The sequence below is a fragment of the Pyxidicoccus fallax genome (assembly GCF_012933655.1).
GTDB classification, from domain to species: domain Bacteria; phylum Myxococcota; class Myxococcia; order Myxococcales; family Myxococcaceae; genus Myxococcus; species Myxococcus fallax.
The window spans coordinates 1-19,021 of sequence record NZ_JABBJJ010000076.1; the positions used below are offsets into that span (position 1 = coordinate 1).

Genomic DNA, 19,021 nt, shown 5'->3' on the forward strand with positions numbered 1-19,021 from the left:
GCCCTGATGGGCCCGCCCTCTGTACTGGCCACGCGAGTGCCTAGCTTCGGCATGGCATTCCCCCTGCACATGCGCGGCGAGGGTGCTCCCCATGGGGAGGGAGCGGGCAGGTGGTTTCTGCTCCGCGCGGAGGGCGTGATGGCGACGGGCAAGGTGCTTCGGAGAGCAGTCAAGGCGGCGGCGGCGGGAGTGATGCACTACAGCGGACTGCGCAAGGCGATGGCGGCGTACCGCCGCTCGCAGTCGGGTGGGCGGCGCATCCTCATCGTCAGCTACCACCGCGTGGTGAGCGACTTCACGGGGGAGCTGCAGCGCTCCATCCCCGGGCTGCTCATCTCCCAGGAGACGTTCCGGCGTCACCTGGAGGAGGCCCACGCGGCGGGCTTCGAGCTGACCTCCATCGGTGACGCGGTGGACGTCATGGCGGGGCGGCGGGTGGCGAAGAAGGACCTGTGCGTCATCACCTTCGACGACGGCTACCGGGATGTGTACCGGTACGCCTACCCGGTCCTCAAGCAGATGGGCGTGCCGGCCATCACCTATCTGCCCACGGCCTTCATCGGGACCGAGAAGCGCTTCAACCACGACCGGCTCTTCCACCTGCTGCGGCGCATCCAGGAGCGGCGCTACCGGCCCGTCTACGACACGCTGCCCGCGCCGTCGCTGGAGCTGCTGGGGCCCATCCTCTCCGGACAGAAGACGGTGTCGGCCGCGCTGGACGACTTCATCGGCGACCACCCCGCGCGCACGCTGACGGACATCATCGACGCGCTGGAGAAGCAGCTCGGCGGCGGCGAGGACCTGGTGCCGGAGCAGGGTGACGTCATGAACTGGGAAGAGGTGCGCCGCATGGCGCGCGACGGCTTCGAGTTCGGCGCCCACACGCTGGGCCACACCGTGCTCACGCTGGAGCCGACGGAAGTCGTCGAGCGTGAAATCCTCGAGTCCAAGCACACCATCGAGCGCGAGGTGGGCATCACCGTGCGCGACTTCGCGTACTGCAACGGCTGGTACTCGGACGAAATCATCCGCGTGCTGTCGTCCAACGGCTTCCGCTCGGGCGTCACCACGGAGGACTTCCCCAACCGCATCGGTGGCGACCCGTTCACCCTCAAGCGCAAGGTGCTGTGGGAGAACTTCAGCCTGGGCATGACGGGCGACTACTCGTCGTCCCTCACCGCCTGCCAGTTCGACGACTGCTTCGGCGTGCTGGGCATGAACCACCCGGTGCCGGGCAAGCGGCCCCACATCACCCGCGGCGGCACGGCGGTGAACGAGCTGGTGGTGAGCGAGGCGGTGGCCAGCCCGGCCGAGCCGAACCCCGTCATCGTCCCGAGCGCGGAGGTGCCCGCGCCCGCGGTGGCGGCGAACGTGCTGAGCGATGAAGCAGTGTCGACGGTGAAGGAGGTTCCGTGAGCGGAAGTCCCACACCGGCCGCGTCCGGGGGTTCGTTCCTCGGGCGCGCCGGTCCCCTGGTGTTGGCCCGGCTGTTCACCGCCGGGCTGACGCTGTCCATTCCCCTCGTGCTCGCCCGGGTGCTGCACCTGGACGAGTACGGCACGTACTACCAGCTCTTCCTCATCGCCACGACGCTCTACTACGTGCTGCCGTTCGGCGTGGCGCAGAGCCTCTACTACTTCCTGCCTCGCGCGGAGGTGAAGCGGCCGTACCTCGGGCAGACGATGCTGTTCATGACCGCCGCGGGCCTGCTGGGCGCGGCGGGCGTGTACGGGCTGCTGGGGTACGTGGCGGGCTGGTTCTCCAACCCGGCGCTGGCCGGGTACCGGCTGCCGTTGGCCGCGTACACGGCCTTCCTGCTGGGGAGCCTCCCGCTGGAGCTGTCCCTCACCGCGCAGGGGCGCACACGCGCGTCCGCCGTCGTGTACCTGGTGTCCGACGCGGTGCGCGCGGGGGTGATGGTGATACCGCCGCTCTTGGGCGCGTCCCTGTACGGGATGATGGTGGCGGTGGCGGCCTTCACGGCGCTGCGCTACGTGGCCACGTGGGTGGTGTCGCTGCGCGGCGTCTCCGGTCCGCTGGTGAGCCGCGCGCTCTTCCGCGAGCAGCTGGCGTACGCGGCGCCCTTCGGCGCGGCGATGCTGCTGGCCATTCCCCAACAGAACGCGCACCTGTTCGCGGTGGCGGGCGCGGTGGCGCCGGCGCTGTACGCGCTCTACCGCGTGGGCTGCTTCCAGCTCCCCATCGTGGACCTGCTCTATTCGCCCACCAGCGAGGTGCTGATGGTGCGCCTGGGCGAGCTGGAGCGCGAGGGCCGCCTGGAGGAGGGCGTGGAGGCCTTCCGCGAGGCGGCGGGGAAGCTGGCCTACGTCTTCCTGCCCTTCGCGGCGTTCCTCTTCGCGGCGGCGCCGGAGTTCATCGCGGCGATGTTCGGCGAGAAGTTCCTGCCCGCGGTCCCCATCTTCCGGGTGAGCGTGCTGGGCGTGGTGCTGTCCATCCTCCCCATGGATGGGACGCTGCGCGCCCGGGGGGAGACGCGCGCCATCTTCGTTTCGTACGCGGTGAAGGCGGCGGTGACGGTGCCGCTCGTGTGGCTGGGCGTGAAGTACCTGGGGCTGATGGGAGGCATCGGCTCGTGGGCGGTGGCGGAGGTGGTGGGCAAGGCGACGCTGCTGGCGAGGGTGCCCGCGGCGCTGTCCACGCCCCGGCTCAAGCTGGGGGTGATGGACGTCATCCCATGGCGGGAGCTGGGCAAGGGCTCACTGGCCGCCGCTTCCGCCGCGGTGGGCGTCTTCCTGCTGCGATCCGCCGCGCAGGCCGCCTTCAGTCACCTGCCGGAGGGCTTCTTCTGGCGCGTGCTGCCGCTGGCCTCGGCCGGGGTGTTGTTCCTGACGGTGTACCTGGTGGCGCTGCATGCCACGGGTGTGAAGCCGCTGAGCGTGATCGGGGGACTGCGTTCCCGGAAGAGCAGCGTGAGCGTCGTGTAGCTGACGCGTGGGGAGCACTTCCCTCCCCACGGTGGGGTACCTAGTTTCCTGGCCGTCGGGAAATGGGGTGAGGGAGGCGTGATGGGTGTCGACGCGATGACGTTCTACCGGCTCGCGCGCGGGCTGAAGAAGCGGGGAATTCCCCTGCTGCCGGCGATTCTGCGCAAGGCCATCTACTATCTGCACAGCTCGTACATCCCCGAGGATGCCGAGATTGGCGAGGGGACGCAGCTGGGCTACGGCGGCATCGGCGTGGTCATCCACAAGGCGGCGAAGGTGGGGAAGAACTGCCTCATCTCGCAGCAGGTGACCATCGGCGGGCGCTCGGGGCTGGAGGGCGCGCCCGTCATCGGTGACTACGTGCGCATCGGCGCGGGGGCGAAGATTCTGGGCAACATCCGCATTGGCGACTTCGCGGTGATTGGCGCCAACGCGGTGGTGCTCAAGGACGTGGCGCCCGGCGCGGTGGTGGCCGGTGTCCCGGCGAAGGTGATCCGCGAGGACCCGGATCCGCTCACGACCTATCAGCGGGAGATGGGGCTGCTGCCCCAGCGCGCGCACCTGACGGCCGTGCCTCCCGCGGCCTCCATGCGGCAGTAGACGGGGGAAACGGATGAAAGTGCTCCTCGTCGGGGACTACCCGCCGCCCTACGGCGGTGTGGCCATCCATGTACAACAGCTTCACGGTTACCTGCGCGGCTGCGGGGTCGAAGCCAGGGTGCTGGACATTGGAAAGGGCGGCCGGCCGGCTCCGGACGTCCTTCCGATGCGAAGCCCCACGCACTTCGGCCTCCGGCTGGCGGGGTTCCTCTCCTCGGGGTGGACGGTGCACGTCCACACCAGCGGCAACAACCCGAAGTCGTGGGTGCTGGCGGGCATGGTGGGCGGGATGCCGGGTCTCCGGGCGTCTCGCGTCATCACGCTGCACTCGGGGTTGTTGCCGGACTATCTCGCGGCCTCGGGTGCACGGCGCAACTTCGCTCGCGTGGCGCTGGCCGGCTACGCGCGCGTGGTGGCCGTGTCCGGGGCGGTGAGGGATGCGCTGCTGAGCTGCGGCGTGCCCGAGGAGAAGGTCGTCGTCCTGCCGGCCTTCTGCGCCTCGCAGGTGCGGCCGGGCCCGGTGCCCGCCGTGGTGGACGCGGCGCGCGCCCGGCGCAAGCCGCTGCTGGCCATGGCGCACCACCCGTCGCCGGTGTACGGGCGCAAGCTGGCCTTCCGCGCGCTGCGGCGGCTGGCGGAGGCGAACCCCCATGTGGGGCTCGCGCTGTTCGGCCCGGGAACGGACTCGGAGGAGTTCCTCCGCGACGTGCGTGATTTGCACGTGGCGGGGAACCTGGAGGTGCTCGGGGAGCTGGAGCACTCCGCGGCGCTGGGGCTGATCGCCCGCAGCGACGCCTTCCTGCGGCCCACCACCCATGACGGGGACTCCATCTCCGTCCGCGAGGCCCTGGCCCTGGGCGTGCCGTGCGTGGCGAGCGACGTCTGCGCCCGGCCCGAGGGGACACGGGTGTTCGCGGCGGGCGACGCGGAGGACCTCGCCCGCGCCGTCACCGAGGCCGTGGCGGCGGGGCCGTCGCTGCATCCCTCGGTGGACGCGGGGCCGGAACTGCTCGCGCTCTACGCGGAGCTGGCCGGCACGGCCAACCCTTCCAAGCAGTCACACGAAGATTTCGACACGGGAGAGACGAGACATGCGGCGCAGTGATGACATGGACCTGGCGCGCCGGGCGCTTCGCGGACGCGACCTGGTGGTGTTCTCCAACGACTGGGATGGGGACCCGCTGTCCAAGGTCCACATCATGAAGATCCTCGCCCGGGACAACCGCATCCTGTGGGTGAACAGCATCGGCAACCGCGCGCCGCGCGCCAACGCGCACGACGCCAGGCGCATCATCAACAAGCTGGAGAAGTTCACCGAGGGCATCAAGGAGGTGCTGCCCAACCTCTTCGTGCTGTCGCCCCTGGCGATTCCCTTCTACGGCTCGGAGCTGGTGCGCAACGCCAACCGGCACCTCTTGCGGCTCCAGGTGCTTCGGGCCATGAAGCAGCTGAACTTCAAGCGGCCCATCTCCTGGAGCTTCCTGCCCGCTTCCGCGCCGGTGTCCGGCACGCTGGGCGAGGAGTTCGTCGTCTACCACTGCGTGGACGAGTTCTCCGCCTTCAGCGACACCAACGGCCGTCACATCGCGGAGCTGGAGGAGCGGCTGCTGCGCCGCGCGGACCTCTGCATCACCTCCGCCGAGCGGCTGCGGGACAACAAGTCGAAGCTCAACCCGCGCACGGTGCTGGTGCGGCACGGCACGGACTTCACGCACTTCGTGAAGGCGTGCGACCCGGCCACGCCCATCCCCGCGGACATCGCGAACCTGCCCAAGCCCATCATCGGCTTCTTCGGGCTGGTGGCGGACTGGGTGGACCAGGAGGCCATCATCGCCACCGCGCGCGCCCATCCGGAGGGCTCGGTGGTCATCATCGGCAAGACGACGCCGGACTGCGATGACTCGGCCCTGCGCAAGGAGCCCAACATCCACCTGCTGGGCCGCAAGCCGTACGCGGACCTGCCCGGCTACAGCAAGGCCTTCGACGTGGCGCTCATGCCCTTCAAGGTCAGCGAGCTGACGCTGAACGCCAACCCGCTGAAGGTGCGCGAGTACCTCGCCGCGGGCCTGCCGGTGGTGTCCACGGACCTGCCCGAGGTCCGCAAGGTGGGGCTGTGCAAGATCGCCTCGGACACCGAGGACTTCGTGCGCAAGGTGGACGAGTGCCTCGCGGAGGGGCCTGGCCCCAGCCGTGAGCGCGCGGAGAAGATCTTCAGCGAGAGCTGGGACGCGCGCGTCGAGGAGATCCGCCACCACGTCGGCGTGGCCATGACGGCCGCCGGCAAGCAGCTCTAGGCGCGCCCCGTCACGAGGCGCTCCAGGTGGGCGTAGCGGCGCACCACGCGCGCGTAGTCGGCCGGACGGATGGCCGGCTGCGCGTGCGTCTTCGTGAGGTCCGCCTTCGCGTCCAGGTAGTCGTTGCCCCCTCGCTCCATCAGGCGCGCGGCATCCGCGTCGGAGAGGGTGAGGGGGATGCCGAGCCGCTCCTGCATGAGCTGGCGCAGCGAGCGGTCCAGCTCCGGCAGGAGTTCGCGCTCCACCTTCGCGCGGCGCATCAGCCAGCCCATGCCGCGCACGTACTCCCGCGTGGAGCGGTGGCGTTCCACGCGCAGCGGGCGGGGCGCGCCGAAGCGCGTGCCCCGGGACACGGTATAGAGCAGCCCCACGGCCAGCACCTGCGCCACGAAGACCCAGATGCCGCGCGACAGGGGCGGCGGTGGCGCGAGCTGGTGGTGGAACTCGTCGAACACCAGCGGGCCCCGCGCGGAGAGGGCATCCCAGAAGCGCAGGTTGTCCACCAGCTCCAGGCGGCGGTTCTCAGCGAGGTCCGCGCCCGCGAGCACGTACACCTCGCCCGAGCCGAGCGGCCAGCGCCACACCGCCGTCGCGCCGCCCAGGCCCGCCAGGGGCACGGCGTCCTCGTGGCCCATGCGCACGCCCCTGTCTCGGGACACACGCAGCGCGGACAGACCTCGCAGCGGCCCGGAGGCAATCCACACGTCCAGCGTGGTGCCGCCCGCGTCCGCGAGGTTCGAGTCCAGGCCCCGGTTGCTGGCCGGCATCAGCGGGCCCGACTCCAGCCTCAACCAGTCCTCCAGCGCCGCCTGGTGCTGCCCCAGCTCGCGCGGGGACAGGTACACCAGCGTGCCGCCGCCGCGCACGAAGTGCTCCAGCGCGGCGACTTCCTCCTTCGACACCGGCTGTCCCTGCGGAGCGGCCACCACCAGCGTGCGCGTGGCCAGGGCGAGCGACTCCAGCGAGGTGGTGTGCGCGTCCACGGCGCGGCCGCCCTCGCGCAGGTAGAGGTAGAGGGCACGGAGGCCCTGCGGGCCGGTGTTCTCCACGGTGGGCACCAGGGACTCCGGTGCCTCCTCGCGCGTGGCGAGCCCCACCGCGAGGGCCAGCGCGATGAGCACGCCGAAGACGAGCGACGTCCGGAGGTTCTTCACCGGGGAGCCTCCACCGCCAGCGTGCCGTTCAGGCTCTCCACCGCCGCCACGAAGCGCGCCGCCTCGTCCGCGGGCACCGGGGCCAGCGAGTAGAAGGCCCGGTCATACCAGCCCACCAGCCGCTCCACCTCGCTCACCACCGGCGCGGGGGCGCCCCGGCCCGGCAGCTCCGCCGCCAGCTCGCGGTTCGTCTTCACGCGGTCCGGGCGCGCCAGCCGCCGCTGCTCCAGCGCGGACAGCATGCCCAGCAACCCCTCGCGGATGGCCTCGCGCGCGTCCGTCGTCAGGGCCTCCCTCGCGCGGCGCAGGTGCTCGCCCGGCGAGTCCAGCACCAGCGGCGCGTTGGCCAGGGGCGCCGCGCTGACGGCGGTGGCCTTCCGCCGGCGGCGCGCGCTCAGCGTCAGCACGCCCCACAGCACCACCGCCAGGGCCAGTCCCAGAATCAGCGCGCGCGTGGCCACCGCGAAGCCCTGGGCCCCGCTCGACTCGAAGAGCCCCTCCAGCCAGGACTCCAGCTCGCGCATCAGCCGCTTCAGCAGGTCCCCGTGGCGCTGCCGCGCGCGGGAGAACTCCGGCCGGTCGAGGATGGCGCGGAGCCGCTCCGGTTCGCTCGGAGGCAGCGCCTCGGAGGCGGTCCTCTCGGCCTCCGCCTGGAGCGCGCAGGAGCGCTCCAGGAACGCGGCCACCTGCTTCGCGCGCTCGGACGCGGAGGCGTCCTCATCGGCGGGGGGCAGCGGCATTCCGCCCAGGCGCGCGGCCAGCCCGTCCACCACCGAGGGGAGCTCCGAGGGACGGGACGTGGCCGTCTCCTCCATCAGCCGGGTGGTGGACTCGCGCTCGGCGCAGGGCAGGGCGGCGAGCAGCATCAGCAAAGACAGGCCAGGCACGGCGTCCTCTCGGTGCGGGGGGGCGTCAGGCGGCCTGGGGCGAGGCGGGCGGCGCTTCCATCCGCCGCTCCAGGTCGAGCGCCTCCCGGCGCACGCGCATGTCCAGATAGAAGAGGGAGCAGAAGACGAAGTAGATGGGCGTGAGGCCCGCCTGCACGAACACCTGCAGCAGCTCCACCGGCACCAGCACGTACTGCGGCGTGCGCGACATCGTCGCCGCGTCGAAGGGGCTGCCGTACTGCGCCATCACCACCCACGAGGGAATCTGAGACACGAGCTGCACCGAGATGAGGATGAGGCTCATCACGGTGTAGAGAATCATGGCGCGCACCACCACGCGGCCCAGGAAGCCCGGCTCCACGCGGCCGGACAGCAGCGCCCCGGAGCGGCGGAAGGCCTCCCACGCGCCCACGTCTTCGGTCGCCATCACCGGCGGGAGCAGCATGAAGCGCAGGAAGTACCAGAGCATCGCGGCGATGGCGCCGAGGCCCGCGAGCAGCGCCGCGATGATTCCGAGGGCGGCGCCCATGACGTTGGAGCCGTTGACGGCCGCGGCGAAGGCGAGGCCGCCGAAGAGGGCCCCCGGCACGAGGCACAGCACGGTGACGAGCGTCGACCAGCCCATCGAGATGACATACGCGCCCGTCATCGGCACCACGCGGGAGAAGGCGCGGCGCAGGGCGTCCGCCGGGCCCACGGGCTCGCCGAGGTGGACGGACACCACGTACTTCGACGCCGTCATGGTGGCGAGCCAGTAGCTCCAGAAGAGGAACACGAAGAGCACGCCCCACAGCGCCATGGCCACGCCGGCCTGGCCCATGAGCTGGGTCGGGTCCATCTGCCCGCGGGACTGCGCATCCCCCGTGTAGAGCAGCGGGGCCAGCCGCTGGGTGGTGAGCATCGCGACCTTCGTCACGATGTAGTTCACCAGCGAGAAGCCGAAGCTCATCACGAACAGCGGCTTGAGGTGGGCACGCCAGAAGGTGGCGGCCCGGTCGATCATCTCGCCCATGGCGAGGGGGCGAAGCTCGGGGACGGCGGGGGTGGGGCTCACGGTGCGCGCAGCATAGCCCGCGCCGCGGCCGCCGGGTCGTCCGCGTCCAGCACCGCCGAGATGACCGCGAAGCCCGCCGCGCCTCGGACCTCTCCCGCCCGCTGGGGAGTGATGCCGCCGAGCGCCAGCGCGGGACAGGGCAGGGCGGCCGCCAGGGCACGGAAGCCCTCGGGGCCGAGCTGGGGCCGCGTGTCCCCGGGCTTGGAGCCGGGAGCGAACACCGGGCTCACCAGCGCCAGGTCCGCCCCACGCGCGGCCCGCGCCTCCTCCAGGTCATGGACGGCCACGCTGACGAGCCGCCCGGCGGGCAGGTGGGGGCGCACGTCCTCGGGCGTGGGCCCCCGGGCGGGCAGGTGCAGGTGCGCGCCGACGAGCAGCGCGACGTCCAGGCGGCCATTGACGAACAGCGGGTTGCCGCGCTCGCGGCACAGGTCCGCGAGCAGGCGGGCCTCTTCCAGGAAGCGGCGCCCGGTGGCCTCGGGGTGGCGGTGCTGCACGGCCACCTCGGGGCCGGCCTCCAGTACCCGGCCGAGCGCGCCCAGCAGCCGCTCGGGCGGCAGGCGCCAGTCGGTGATGACGACGAGCCGGGGCAGGGCGGGCGGCGCCACCACGGTGGCTCCCGGGACTACTGGTGGACGAGCCCGTCGATGGGGCTGGACGCCGAGCCGTAGGCCTTCCGGGGAATGCGGCCGGCGAGGTACGCGTCGCGGCCGGCCTCGACAGCCTTCTTCATGGCCACCGCCATGCGGACCGGGTCCTTGGCCCCGGCGATGGCCGTGTTCATGAGGATGGCGTCCACGCCGAGCTCCATGGCGATGGCCGCGTCGGAGGCGGTGCCCACGCCCGCGTCGACGATGACGGGCACCTTCACCGTCTCCAGGATGAGGCGGATGTTGTGCGGATTGCGGATGCCCAGGCCGCTGCCGATGGGGGCGGCCAGCGGCATCACCGCCGCGCAGCCCGCGTCCTCCAGCTTGCGCGCGGTGATGGGGTCGTCGCTGGTGTAGGGCAGCACGGTGAAGCCCTCCTTCACCAGGATGCGCGCGGCCTTCACCGTCTCCTCGACGTCCGGGTAGAGCGTCTTCTCGTCGCCGAGCACCTCGAGCTTCACCCACTTGCTCATGCCCAGCTCCTCGGCGAGCCGGCAGGTGCGCACCGCGTCGTCCGCCGTGTAGCAGAGGGCCGTGTTGGGCAGCAGCCGCAGGCGGTTGCGGTCGATCCAGTTCATCAGCGACGCTTCGCCCGTGGCCTTCAGGTCCAGGCGGCGCACCGCCACGGTCACCATCTCGGTGCCTGAGGACTCGTGGCAGCGCTTCATCACCTCGTGGCTGGGGTACTTCCCGGTGCCGAGGATGAGGCGTGAGCCGAAGGTGACTCCGGCGATGGTGAAGGGCTTGTCCTGGATGCTCATGGCAATCTCCTAGCCGCCACCGACGAAGGTGACGATCTCCACGCGGTCGCCGGCCTGGAGGCGGTGCTCGGGGTGGCGAGCGCGGCGCACGACCTGTTCGTTGACCTCCACGGCCACGCCGGGACCGCCCACCTGGAGCGACTCCAGCAGCGACGCGAGGGTCATGCCCTCCGGCACCTCGCGCGTCTCTCCGTTGACCTGGACCTGCACGGCGTCGTGGCTCCTGTAGTTCCTGGTCAGATTCAATCGGTGAATCTGAAATCGGAACACGGACTATAAGGGGCACCTCGCGCTGTCAACGCGCTCTCCACTGGAAGCGTCCGCCGCGTCGCAGTGGTGCGGAAGAACCCGGAGCCAGGAAGTGGGAAACCGCGTTCCCACTGCCGGTGCGTGCCTTTCCATTCTTCCCCACCAAGCAGGCTGCCGGCCGGGCGCTCCGAGTCTGGGATGGAGCCCCTATGTCGTCCCGCGTCCCTGCCAAGCCCTGTTCAAGGTCCAGGGCGGGATCCACTTTCAACCCAACGCCGGGGGAAACGAACTCCTGGCCTACTGGAAAAGGAGCAGGACGACATGCGCAAGCTCATGATGGCGGTTACCGCGGTGGCGGGTCTGGCCCTGGTCTCCGGGTGCAAGCAGAACAACGTCGAGTCCGAGCGCCGAGACGTCGCCGAGGCCCAGCAGGAGGCCCAGCGCGAGACGGCGGAGGCCACGCAGAGCGCTCGTGAAGAGACGGCCAGCGCGCAGCAGAACGCGCAGGAGGACATCGCCAGCGCCCAGCGCAACGCGCAGGAAGACATCGCCAGCGCCCAGCAGGACGTCCGCGAGGAGGAGAAGGACCTCGCCGAGGCGCAGCGTGGGCAGCAGGAGGAGCTCGCCGAGAATCAGCGCGAGCAGCAGGAGGAGTTGCGCGAGGACTCGGCGCAGGGTGGCTCCGGCACGGCCGGCGCTGCCGCGGCGGCCACGAGCGTCAACGGCCGCGTGCTCTCCACGGGCGGGGACTCGCTGACGGTGGTCGACACCACCAGCAACAAGCAGCTCAAGCTGAAGACCAACGACCAGACCCGCATCATGCAGAACAACGCGCCGGTGAAGCTGGATGACCTCACCGAGGGCAGCCAGGTCCGCGCCTCCTACGTCATGGAGGGCAAGGACATGGTGGTCCGCGAGCTGACCGTCACCCAGCCGGCGCAGAAGAAGCAGTAGTCCGCACGGAGCAGTGGTCGGTCCGTTTCCTCGCGGGCCGGCTCGGACGGCTCCCGCTCCGGCGGGGGCCGTTCCCTTTTTTTCCTGAGTCCGTGCTGGGAGGTCGGGAGGGTGTGTCGGACGTGGGTGGTAGGAGGAACCCGTGAGGTTTTCTCACGCCTTCCCAACCCAGGGGAGGACTTCCCCCCCAGGAGGCTTATGCCCACCCACCACCCGGAGCACCCCACTTCGAAGCCCTTCATCCTCTTCACCGCCGGAGCCACGGCCTATGAGCTGGTGCGCTTCCTCGGGCCCCGGGGACCGGGGGAGATGCTGCTGGCGCGCCGGCACTACGCGGGGATGCCCGGTGACCTGGTGGTCATCAAGCGGCTGCAGGACTCCGGGGACGAGCGGGGGCGCGCGCGCCTGCGCGAGGAGGTGAAGCTGCTGATGCGGCTGAGCCACCCCGCCATCGCCCAGGTGTTCCTGGTGCGCGTGCACGAGGGCTCGCCGCACCTGGTGATGGAGTACGTGGAGGGCCACAGCCTGGAGACGCTCACCAGCTTCGCGGCGCTGCGGCGCAGGCCCTTCTCGGAGGCCTTCGCCGCCTACGTGGGCTCGGAGGTGGCGGACGCGCTCCACCACGCGCACACCCTGGAGGACGGGCGGGGGCAGCCCCTGGGCATCGTCCACCGGGACGTGTCCCCGCGCACGCTGCGCCTGGACGTGCACGGCCGCGTGAAGCTGGCGGACTTCGCCATGGCGTGGGCGAAGCTGCCGGGCCGCGTGGGCACGGAGGGCCATGTCGTCCGGGGAGACCTCGCGTATGCCTCCCCGGAGGCGCTCCTGCGGCGCCCCCTGGACGGGCGCTCGGACTTGTTCTCCCTGGGCGTGGTGCTGCTGGAGCTGCTCACCGGGCTGCACCTGTTGGACCTGGAGGACGTGGAACGCGCCGCGCTGGCCACGGGGCCCCTGCCGGAGGCGGAGTCGCTCCTCGCGGAGGTGCCCAGCTGGCTGCCCGCGCCCATGATGGCGGCGCGCATGGCCTGCCTCACCCCGGCGCACGTGGAGCACGCCACCCGGGGGCTGTCCGGGGCCATGCGCGCCATCCTCGGGCGGCTGTTGCGGCGCGAGCCCGCGGAGCGATTCCAGTCGGGGCTGGAGCTGCGGGACGCGCTGCGCGGCGTGCTGGCCGGAATGGGCTACACCTACGGGCCCCGCGAGGCGGAGCGCGAGGCGGCCCAGGTGCGGCGTGACGCCCGCTCGCGCCGCCGGGGCGCGGACGTGTTGCGGTGGGAGGACGTCCCCCGGCCGGAAGAGGCCCCCCAGCCGGCCGCTCCCGTGGAGCCGTGAGCGGGCGCGGTGTCGGGCATTGGCTTCCGGAGCGTGGGTTGCGCTTGTCTCGCGCTCCGGGCCGGGCAGACTGCCGCGCATGGTCGACGTGAAAGAGTTCCATCAGCGCTGGTGCATCGCGGACGGACACGCGGACTCCCTCATGTGGAACCGCGACCTGTGTGCCCGCTCCGAGGAGGGCCATGTGGACTTCCCCCGCCTGAAGGAGGCGGGGATGAAGCTGCAGTGCTTCACCATCGTCACGCGGGGCTTCCCCTTCATCGGCGGCTTCCCGGTGTTCGCCGCGTGGCGCGGGTGGCCCCGCGAGGCCCGCGCGAGCGAGTGGACGCGCGCCCTCTGGCAGATCGAGCGCATGGACGCGTTCTGTCAGGCCTCCGGGGACGCGGTGCGCGTCACCACCACCGGGGCGGCGCTGGAGGACAACCTCGCTCACGGCCGGCTGTCGGCGGTGCTGGGCATCGAAGGGGGCCACGCCATCGAAGGCCGGGTGGAGCGGCTGGCGGAATTGCACCGGCGCGGTGTGCGCTTCATGGGGCTCACCCACCTGTCCAACAACGACCTGGGCGGCTCCTCGTTCCCGATGATGGGCAACCGCGGGCTGACGCCGCTGGGACACGAGGTGATGGAGGAGATGGCCCGGCTGGGACTCAGCGTGGACGTGGCCCACGCGTCGGAGCGCACGCTGGAGGACCTGCTGGCTCACCCCACCGTGCGGTTCTTCTGTTCACACACGGGCGTGCGGGCGGCGGGCGGCGGCTGGCGCAACCTCACCGACGAGGCCCTGCGCCGCATCGCGGACCGGGGCGGGGTGGTGGGCATCATCTTCGCCCCCGTGTACCTGGGCGGGGACTCCGTGGACGACGTGGTCCGCCACATCGAGCACGCCGTGGACGTCATGGGCGAGGGCGGCGTGGGTCTGGGCTCCGACTATGACGGCATGGTGCCCCTGCCCAAGGGGATGAGGGACGTCACGGACCTGCATCTGCTCACCGCAGCGCTGTTACGACGGCATCCGGAGTCATGGGTGGAACGTGTCATGGGTGGAAACTTCCGGCGTTTCTTCCAGGAGACACTGGGTGGTTGACCGGGAGCGGGACGCTCGAAATATTGGCCGGAGCCCATGACACGCTCTCTCTTCGTCGCCGCGTCCCTTGTTGGTTCCTTCCTCCTCGCCGGCTGCGGCCAGAGCGCGGGAGACAGTTGTGAGGGGAGCGGTTTCGTCTGCCAGGAGGAGGTCCTCGCCCTGGAGTGCCGCAATGGTGTCTGGCGCGAGGTCCCCTGCCGCGGGCCGCTCGGCTGCCGCGAGACGGACGACGCCGTGCGCTGTGACACGTCGAACAACCGGGCCGGTGACGCCTGTGCCTCCAGCGCCGAGGGGCGGGGGCTGTGCCGCCCGGATGGGCTGGCCGTCCTGGAGTGCCGGCAGGGCGTGCTGGAGGAGACGGCCACCTGCTCCGCGTGCTCGGTGACGGGTGACCAGGTGACCTGTCAGCCCTGAGCCGTCAGGAATCCGCCGCTCCGGGCGTGTGGTAGCGTGGGAGTGCCGCTCGCGGGACTCCGATGCGACTTCCGATTCAAGCCTTTGGAGCCTGACCCGCTGGTCGTATCCCTCTTCCCCGAGCGGCGCTTCCGTCTCATGCCGGAAGCCTTGGGGAGGCAGTGCGAGCGATGGCAGCCGTCACGCAGGTCCGCATCGACCAGGTCGCCCGCGAGGACCTGGTCATGTTCGTCAACGCGTGCTTCTCCTGCACCGGGCAGCGCGAGTTCTACGGCGACGCGCGAGGCCAGTCCGTCTCCATCGAGTTCCTGCACCAGTACATCCTGGGCAACTACCGCCGCCTCTACGCGCGCACGCTCGCGGCCGGCATCAACCACTTCAACCAGGCGCAAATCATCCTCAACCTGCTGGCGGCCGGAAGCCCCGCCGCGGAGGAGGACCGGAGGGAGGAGGGCGCCCTCATCGCCGCCACGCTCCGCGCGCTGCCGCCGCCCCGCGCCTGGCGCGTCCTGGAGTCGCTGCGCGCGCGGCGCATCAACAACCGCCGCGCCCGCGCGATTGCCCGTGAGTATTTGGCGGGGCGCGCGGACCTGGCCTTCGACGCGGTGAAGTACCGCTCCAAGCTGCGCGCGGCGGTGGTTCACGGGCACGTGAAGCTGCCCGGCGAGCTGGGCCCGTTCCTCATCCACGGCTGGAAGAAGCGGACGTACACGCAGCCCCTGCTGGAGGCGTTCCGCCAGGCCCACTACACGCAGGAAGCCGTCTATGCGCTGCCGTACACCGTGGCCGAGGGGCTCGCGGCGAGGCACGGCATTCCCAGGGACGTGTTCCTCCAGCGCATCGAGCCGCGCCTCACCGCGGCGGAGCGCCTGCGCCTGCAGGAGTCCGCCGCGCGCGACAGCGGCCAGGCGCCGCCGGTGGACCTGGAGCGGGCCTCGCTGACGAAGCTGGCCCTGTACGCGTTGGCGCTGAAGCCGGAGGCCCGGCGCGAGCGGCGCGAGGCATTGCACACGGCGCTGGCGCGGGCCGCGGCACGCGTGTTGGAGCGGGCGCCCGTGTCGCTGGGCCGGGTGGCGGCGGTGCTGGACAACAGCTACTCCGCCTCCGGCTCGCTGGAGAAGCGCCGCCGGCCGCTGGGCGTGGCACTGGCCGCGCACTACCTGCTGTCCGCCGCGTCCCGCGACTACCGCGCCTTCTGGACGACGCCGGTGGAGGACGCCGTCCTCGTGGGCGCGCGGGGGCAGACGGACATCGCCACGCCGCTACTGGACGCACTGGCCTGGGGCGCGGACCTGGTGGTCATCGTGTCGGACGGCCACGACAACGACCCGCCCAAGGCGGTGGCCGAGCTGACGCGCGTCTTCCGGACGAAGCTGGACCCGGAGCGCCGCACCGCGTTGGTGCACGTCAACCCGGTGTTCGACGCGGAGGAGTACGCGCCGCGCTCCTTCGGGACGGCCGTGCCCACCGTGGGCGTGCGCGACGCGGAGGACCTGCCCACGGTGCTGGGCTTCGCGCGCTTCGCCGAGGGCGCGGCCGCGCTGGCGGAGCTGGAGCGCTACCTGTCCGCCCGCGTGCGGCAGTGGCTGGAGCGAGACGCCCGCCGGCGGCGGAGCGAAGCCCCCGGGACGTCCCCGGCGGCGGAGGAGGGCGAGTGATGGGCGACGCGCGACTGCTGAAGAAGCTGGAGCTCTCCGGGCTGCGGCTGGCGCCCTCGCAGGTGTGGGGTGGCCTCCGGCTGGTGCCCGTGCTGCGAGACAGCCCGCGAGAAGACCTGCGCTTCGCGCGGCGGACGTACGACGACGCCCTGTCCGTGGTGACGCTGAGCGGCGAGCTGACGGTGACCGGCCTCAAGTACGTCTCGTACATTCCCCACGGGCTGGTGATGACGTGGGGCCCTCGCCAGTCCGACGCCATCTACGGCACGCAGCTCCAGGTGCGGGACGGGAAGCGGGTGAAGGTGGGGCCGTTCTCCGTGCGCCTCCTGCACCGCATGGTGCGCCGCGAGGACAAGCAGCAGCTGCGGATGCTGCCGCTGCACGTGGCCATGGAGGGCTTCCTGGCCCTGCAGTTCGGCGGTCCGGACGTGGCCTGGGCCGAGTACTCGCGCGAGGCGCTGTCGCAAGGGCTGGACCCGCGCATCGAGACCTCCGTGCCGGGCTGGGCCAGCTCGGCCCTGGACGGCGCGCTGCGCACCTTCGAGCTCCACGAGCGGCAGGTGGGCATGCTGCTCTTCAACGCCGACGTGCTCCTGTCCGCCTTCATCGTCGCGCACCCGGAGGACTACCGCGCGCTGCACCGCACGCTGCTGGAGGACTTCTACGGCGAGCTGCTCCTCCAGTACGGCTTCCTCGGTGACGCGCCGGAGCTGGGGCTGTCCCTGGACGACAAGCGCATCGCCAGCCTGGAAGACCTGCGCACGGAAGTGACGCGCATGCGGCGCGACTGGGCGGACTTCCACGCCTTCATGGCGGGCGGCCTCTTCGGCGTGGAGGTGGCGTCCGAGCGCGTCTACGACGCCGGCCCCTTCCTCCTCCAGCGCTTCCGGACGGGCCTCGTCCCCTCGCAGGAGAACCACGTCGGCGAAGCCATCGTCCACGAGGACGGCACGCTGGACTACCTCAAGACGTACCGCCTCTCCGCGGCGCAGACGCGGCGGGCGTACCTCCTCCAGCAACTGGCCCTGTCCGGCTGGAAGCTGGACGCCACGGCGGAGCGCCTCGGCGCCACGCGGGATGACCTGGTGCTCCGCCTGCGCAACGCCGGCTTCGGCTACCTCCTCAAGGAGCACGTGTTGGAGGCGGCCACGCGGCGGCAGGCGCGCGGCCGCTGAGGCTCACGCCCCCGGCTGGAGGGACGACAGGAAGCCATCCAGCACCGCGTTGAACCGCTCCGGCTGCTCCTGATTGGGCAGGTGCGCGGCGCCGGGAATCACCTCCAGCCTCGCGCCGGAGATGAGGTCCACCATGGCCTTGGCCTTCTCCAGCGGGGTGATGGCGTCGTGCTCGCCCACCACCACCAGCGCGGGGCCCGCGTAGCGCGCCAGGATGTCCTTGCCGTCCGGCCGCAGCGCCATGCCGCGCTGGGCCGCGGCGATGCCCTCGCGCGAGGCCGTGCGCATCAGCGCCGCCACCTCGCGCCCCACCGGCGAGTCCGGCCCGGAAGCCACGAGCTTGGGCAGGAGCGTCTGGATGAGGGGCTCCACGCCCTTCTCCAGCGCCTCCTGGGCGGACGCCTCGCGGCGCTCCTTGCCGGCCGCGTCGTCCGCGCCCGCCTGGGTGTCCACCAGCACCAGCCCCGCCACCCGGCCCGCGTCCTCGCGCAAGAGCGCCATGGCCGCGTAGCCGCCCATGGACACGCCGCCCACCACCACGCGGTCCAGCTTCAGGGCGTCCAGTAGCGACAGCGCGTCCCGGGCGAGCAGTGACATCTCCGTGGGCCCGCTGCCCACCTTGCTCTGCCCGAAGCCCCGGTGGTCCGGGATGATGAAGCGGTAGCGCCCCGACAGTGCCTTCACCTGCTTGTCGAACGCGTCACCGCTGAGCGGGAAGGCGTGCAGCAGCAGCACCGGGGGCCCCTGGCCCACGTCGCGGTAGTGCAGGGGGATTCCATCCACGGACACCGTCAGCATCGTTCGCCTCCGTGCGACGTCAGAGCCAGCGCTTGTGCTTGAACCACAGGATGAGCGCCGCCGGGAACCCGATGATCGTCACCCACATGGCGTAGTAGTAACCCCTGGACGACAGCACCTCGAAGTTCTGCCCGAAGAACCCGACGATGAACGACAGGGGCAGGAAGAGGGTGGAGAAGATGGTGAGCTGCTTGGTGATGTCGTTCGTCTTGTTGGCCACCATGGACAGGTAGCCGTCCATCACGTTGCCCACGATGTCCCGGCCCGCGTCGATCTGCTCGTACAGCCGCACCAGGTGGTCATACACGTCGCGGAAGTAGAGCGTCGTCCGGTCCTCGATGTTCGTCATCCCCCGCCGGGACAGCATGCCCACCACATCCCGCTGGGGGGACAGCACCCGGCGGAACGTCACCAGCATCCGCTTCATCTCGAAGATGCGCTGCAGCTGGGTGGGCTCCACCTTGTCGAAGATGGCGACCTCCAGGTCCTCCAGCTCGTCGCTGAAGACATCCAGGATGGGGAACTGCGCGTCCACCAGTCCGTCCGCCAGCATGTAGAGGATGAAGTCCGTGCCCCGCCCCAGGGTCGCCTTCGGGTCGTCCCTCACGCGCCTCATCACCGCGTCCAGCCCCGCGAAGGGGAACTCGTGGACGCTGATGAGCCAGTCGCTGGCCAGGAAGAAGTGGTGCTCGTGGAGCGTCAGATCACAGACGTCCTTGCTGGCGGCGGTGAATCCCTGGAGGACGATGAACTGGTGGTTGGGGTATTCCTCCAGCTTGGGCCGCTGATCCAGGTGAAGGCAGTCCTCCACGGCCAGCTTGTGAAGGCCGAACCGCTCCGCCAGCCGGAGCAGGACCTCCTCGGTCGGTTGCTGCACGTCGATCCACTTCCGTCCCTCTTCCGCGAGGAGTTCCTCCCCCCCAGTCAGCAACTGACCGTCCTTCAGCAGACAGACCTGGATCATCCCGTAGCGCTCCCCAAGAGGCGGTCCCGCCTGAAACCGAGTGCTAGA

General features: G+C 71.1%; 19 protein-coding genes. 11 read left to right on the forward strand and 8 right to left on the reverse strand.

Annotation, left to right across the window (positions count from 1 at the left end; all coding sequences use genetic code 11):
• Positions 1 to 219: 219 nt before the first annotated feature.
• The 5 genes from exoL to exoP all read left to right on the forward strand — a co-directional run bounded on the left by exoL (position 220) and on the right by exoP (position 5,839).
• The gene (gene exoL / locus HG543_RS17820; RefSeq protein ID WP_169346025.1) at positions 220 to 1,416 is read left to right on the forward strand and encodes a spore coat polysaccharide deacetylase ExoL; all 1,197 of its coding nucleotides are present in this window, start codon (positions 220 to 222) and stop codon (positions 1,414 to 1,416) included.
• A complete protein-coding gene (gene exoM / locus HG543_RS17825) occupies positions 1,413 to 2,945 on the forward strand; it encodes a spore coat polysaccharide flippase ExoM (protein WP_169345992.1) in 1,533 nt (510 codons plus the stop codon). The genes exoL and exoM overlap by 4 nt, the downstream gene beginning before the upstream one ends.
• 81 nt (positions 2,946 to 3,026) lie before the next feature.
• On the forward strand, positions 3,027 to 3,545 hold the full coding sequence (locus HG543_RS17830) for a serine O-acetyltransferase (RefSeq protein WP_169345993.1): 519 nt from the start codon (positions 3,027 to 3,029) through the stop codon (positions 3,543 to 3,545).
• A 13-nt stretch (positions 3,546 to 3,558) separates the two neighbouring features.
• Positions 3,559 to 4,650 carry a glycosyltransferase gene (locus HG543_RS17835; protein ID WP_169345994.1) on the forward strand — a complete coding sequence of 364 codons (1,092 nt, stop codon included), beginning with the start codon at positions 3,559 to 3,561 and terminating at the stop codon, positions 4,648 to 4,650.
• Positions 4,637 to 5,839, forward strand: coding sequence for a spore coat polysaccharide biosynthesis glycosyltransferase ExoP (gene exoP / locus HG543_RS17840; protein WP_169345995.1), 1,203 nt, complete (start codon positions 4,637 to 4,639; stop codon positions 5,837 to 5,839). Before HG543_RS17835 ends, exoP begins: the two co-directional genes overlap by 14 nt.
• Here the strand turns inward: exoP and HG543_RS17845 are convergent.
• Genes HG543_RS17845 through thiS form a run of 6 tightly spaced genes read right to left on the reverse strand, consistent with a single transcriptional unit; the run spans position 5,836 to position 10,555 of the window.
• Positions 5,836 to 6,993, reverse strand: a complete 1,158-nt coding sequence (locus tag HG543_RS17845; RefSeq protein ID WP_169345996.1) for a DUF4350 domain-containing protein — start codon at positions 6,991 to 6,993, stop codon at positions 5,836 to 5,838. The genes exoP and HG543_RS17845 overlap by 4 nt on opposite strands.
• Positions 6,990 to 7,880 carry a DUF4129 domain-containing protein gene (locus HG543_RS17850; RefSeq protein WP_169345997.1) on the reverse strand — a complete coding sequence of 297 codons (891 nt, stop codon included), beginning with the start codon at positions 7,878 to 7,880 and terminating at the stop codon, positions 6,990 to 6,992. The genes HG543_RS17845 and HG543_RS17850 overlap by 4 nt, the downstream gene beginning before the upstream one ends.
• A gap of 25 nt (positions 7,881 to 7,905) precedes the next feature.
• On the reverse strand, positions 7,906 to 8,934 hold the full coding sequence (locus tag HG543_RS17855; protein WP_169345998.1) for a hypothetical protein: 1,029 nt from the start codon (positions 8,932 to 8,934) through the stop codon (positions 7,906 to 7,908).
• On the reverse strand, positions 8,931 to 9,545 hold the full coding sequence (locus tag HG543_RS17860; RefSeq protein ID WP_371876521.1) for a thiamine phosphate synthase: 615 nt from the start codon (positions 9,543 to 9,545) through the stop codon (positions 8,931 to 8,933). The genes HG543_RS17855 and HG543_RS17860 overlap by 4 nt, the downstream gene beginning before the upstream one ends.
• Before the next feature lie 14 nt (positions 9,546 to 9,559).
• On the reverse strand, positions 9,560 to 10,345 hold the full coding sequence (locus HG543_RS17865) for a thiazole synthase (protein ID WP_169345999.1): 786 nt from the start codon (positions 10,343 to 10,345) through the stop codon (positions 9,560 to 9,562).
• Between the two features lie 9 nt (positions 10,346 to 10,354).
• Positions 10,355 to 10,555, reverse strand: a complete 201-nt coding sequence (thiS, locus tag HG543_RS17870) for a sulfur carrier protein ThiS (RefSeq protein WP_169346000.1) — start codon at positions 10,553 to 10,555, stop codon at positions 10,355 to 10,357.
• A 360-nt stretch (positions 10,556 to 10,915) separates the two neighbouring features.
• Between thiS and HG543_RS17875 the strand changes: the two genes are divergently transcribed.
• The 6 genes from HG543_RS17875 to HG543_RS17900 all read left to right on the forward strand — a co-directional run bounded on the left by HG543_RS17875 (position 10,916) and on the right by HG543_RS17900 (position 17,211).
• The gene (locus HG543_RS17875) at positions 10,916 to 11,548 is read left to right on the forward strand and encodes a hypothetical protein (RefSeq protein WP_169346001.1); all 633 of its coding nucleotides are present in this window, start codon (positions 10,916 to 10,918) and stop codon (positions 11,546 to 11,548) included.
• Between the two features lie 198 nt (positions 11,549 to 11,746).
• Positions 11,747 to 12,880: a serine/threonine-protein kinase gene (locus HG543_RS17880; RefSeq protein ID WP_169346002.1), complete on the forward strand. Its 1,134-nt coding sequence runs from the start codon at positions 11,747 to 11,749 to the stop codon at positions 12,878 to 12,880.
• A gap of 79 nt (positions 12,881 to 12,959) precedes the next feature.
• Positions 12,960 to 13,964 carry a dipeptidase gene (locus tag HG543_RS17885; protein WP_169346003.1) on the forward strand — a complete coding sequence of 335 codons (1,005 nt, stop codon included), beginning with the start codon at positions 12,960 to 12,962 and terminating at the stop codon, positions 13,962 to 13,964.
• A gap of 36 nt (positions 13,965 to 14,000) precedes the next feature.
• Positions 14,001 to 14,378, forward strand: coding sequence for a hypothetical protein (locus HG543_RS17890; protein ID WP_169346004.1), 378 nt, complete (start codon positions 14,001 to 14,003; stop codon positions 14,376 to 14,378).
• A gap of 170 nt (positions 14,379 to 14,548) precedes the next feature.
• Positions 14,549 to 16,036, forward strand: coding sequence for a hypothetical protein (locus tag HG543_RS17895; RefSeq protein WP_169346005.1), 1,488 nt, complete (start codon positions 14,549 to 14,551; stop codon positions 16,034 to 16,036).
• Positions 16,036 to 17,211 carry an ARPP-2 domain-containing protein gene (locus HG543_RS17900; protein WP_169346006.1) on the forward strand — a complete coding sequence of 392 codons (1,176 nt, stop codon included), beginning with the start codon at positions 16,036 to 16,038 and terminating at the stop codon, positions 17,209 to 17,211. Before HG543_RS17895 ends, HG543_RS17900 begins: the two co-directional genes overlap by 1 nt.
• A gap of 3 nt (positions 17,212 to 17,214) precedes the next feature.
• Here HG543_RS17900 and HG543_RS17905 read toward each other — a convergent pair whose 3' ends face one another.
• Together HG543_RS17905 and corA are read right to left on the reverse strand one after the other, a co-directional pair.
• The gene (locus HG543_RS17905; protein ID WP_169346007.1) at positions 17,215 to 18,009 is read right to left on the reverse strand and encodes an alpha/beta fold hydrolase; all 795 of its coding nucleotides are present in this window, start codon (positions 18,007 to 18,009) and stop codon (positions 17,215 to 17,217) included.
• 19 nt (positions 18,010 to 18,028) lie between these two features.
• Positions 18,029 to 18,973 (reverse strand): magnesium/cobalt transporter CorA, encoded by a 945-nt coding sequence (corA, locus tag HG543_RS17910; protein ID WP_169346008.1) that lies wholly within the window; start codon positions 18,971 to 18,973, stop codon positions 18,029 to 18,031.
• Between the last annotated feature and the right edge of the window lie 48 nt (positions 18,974 to 19,021).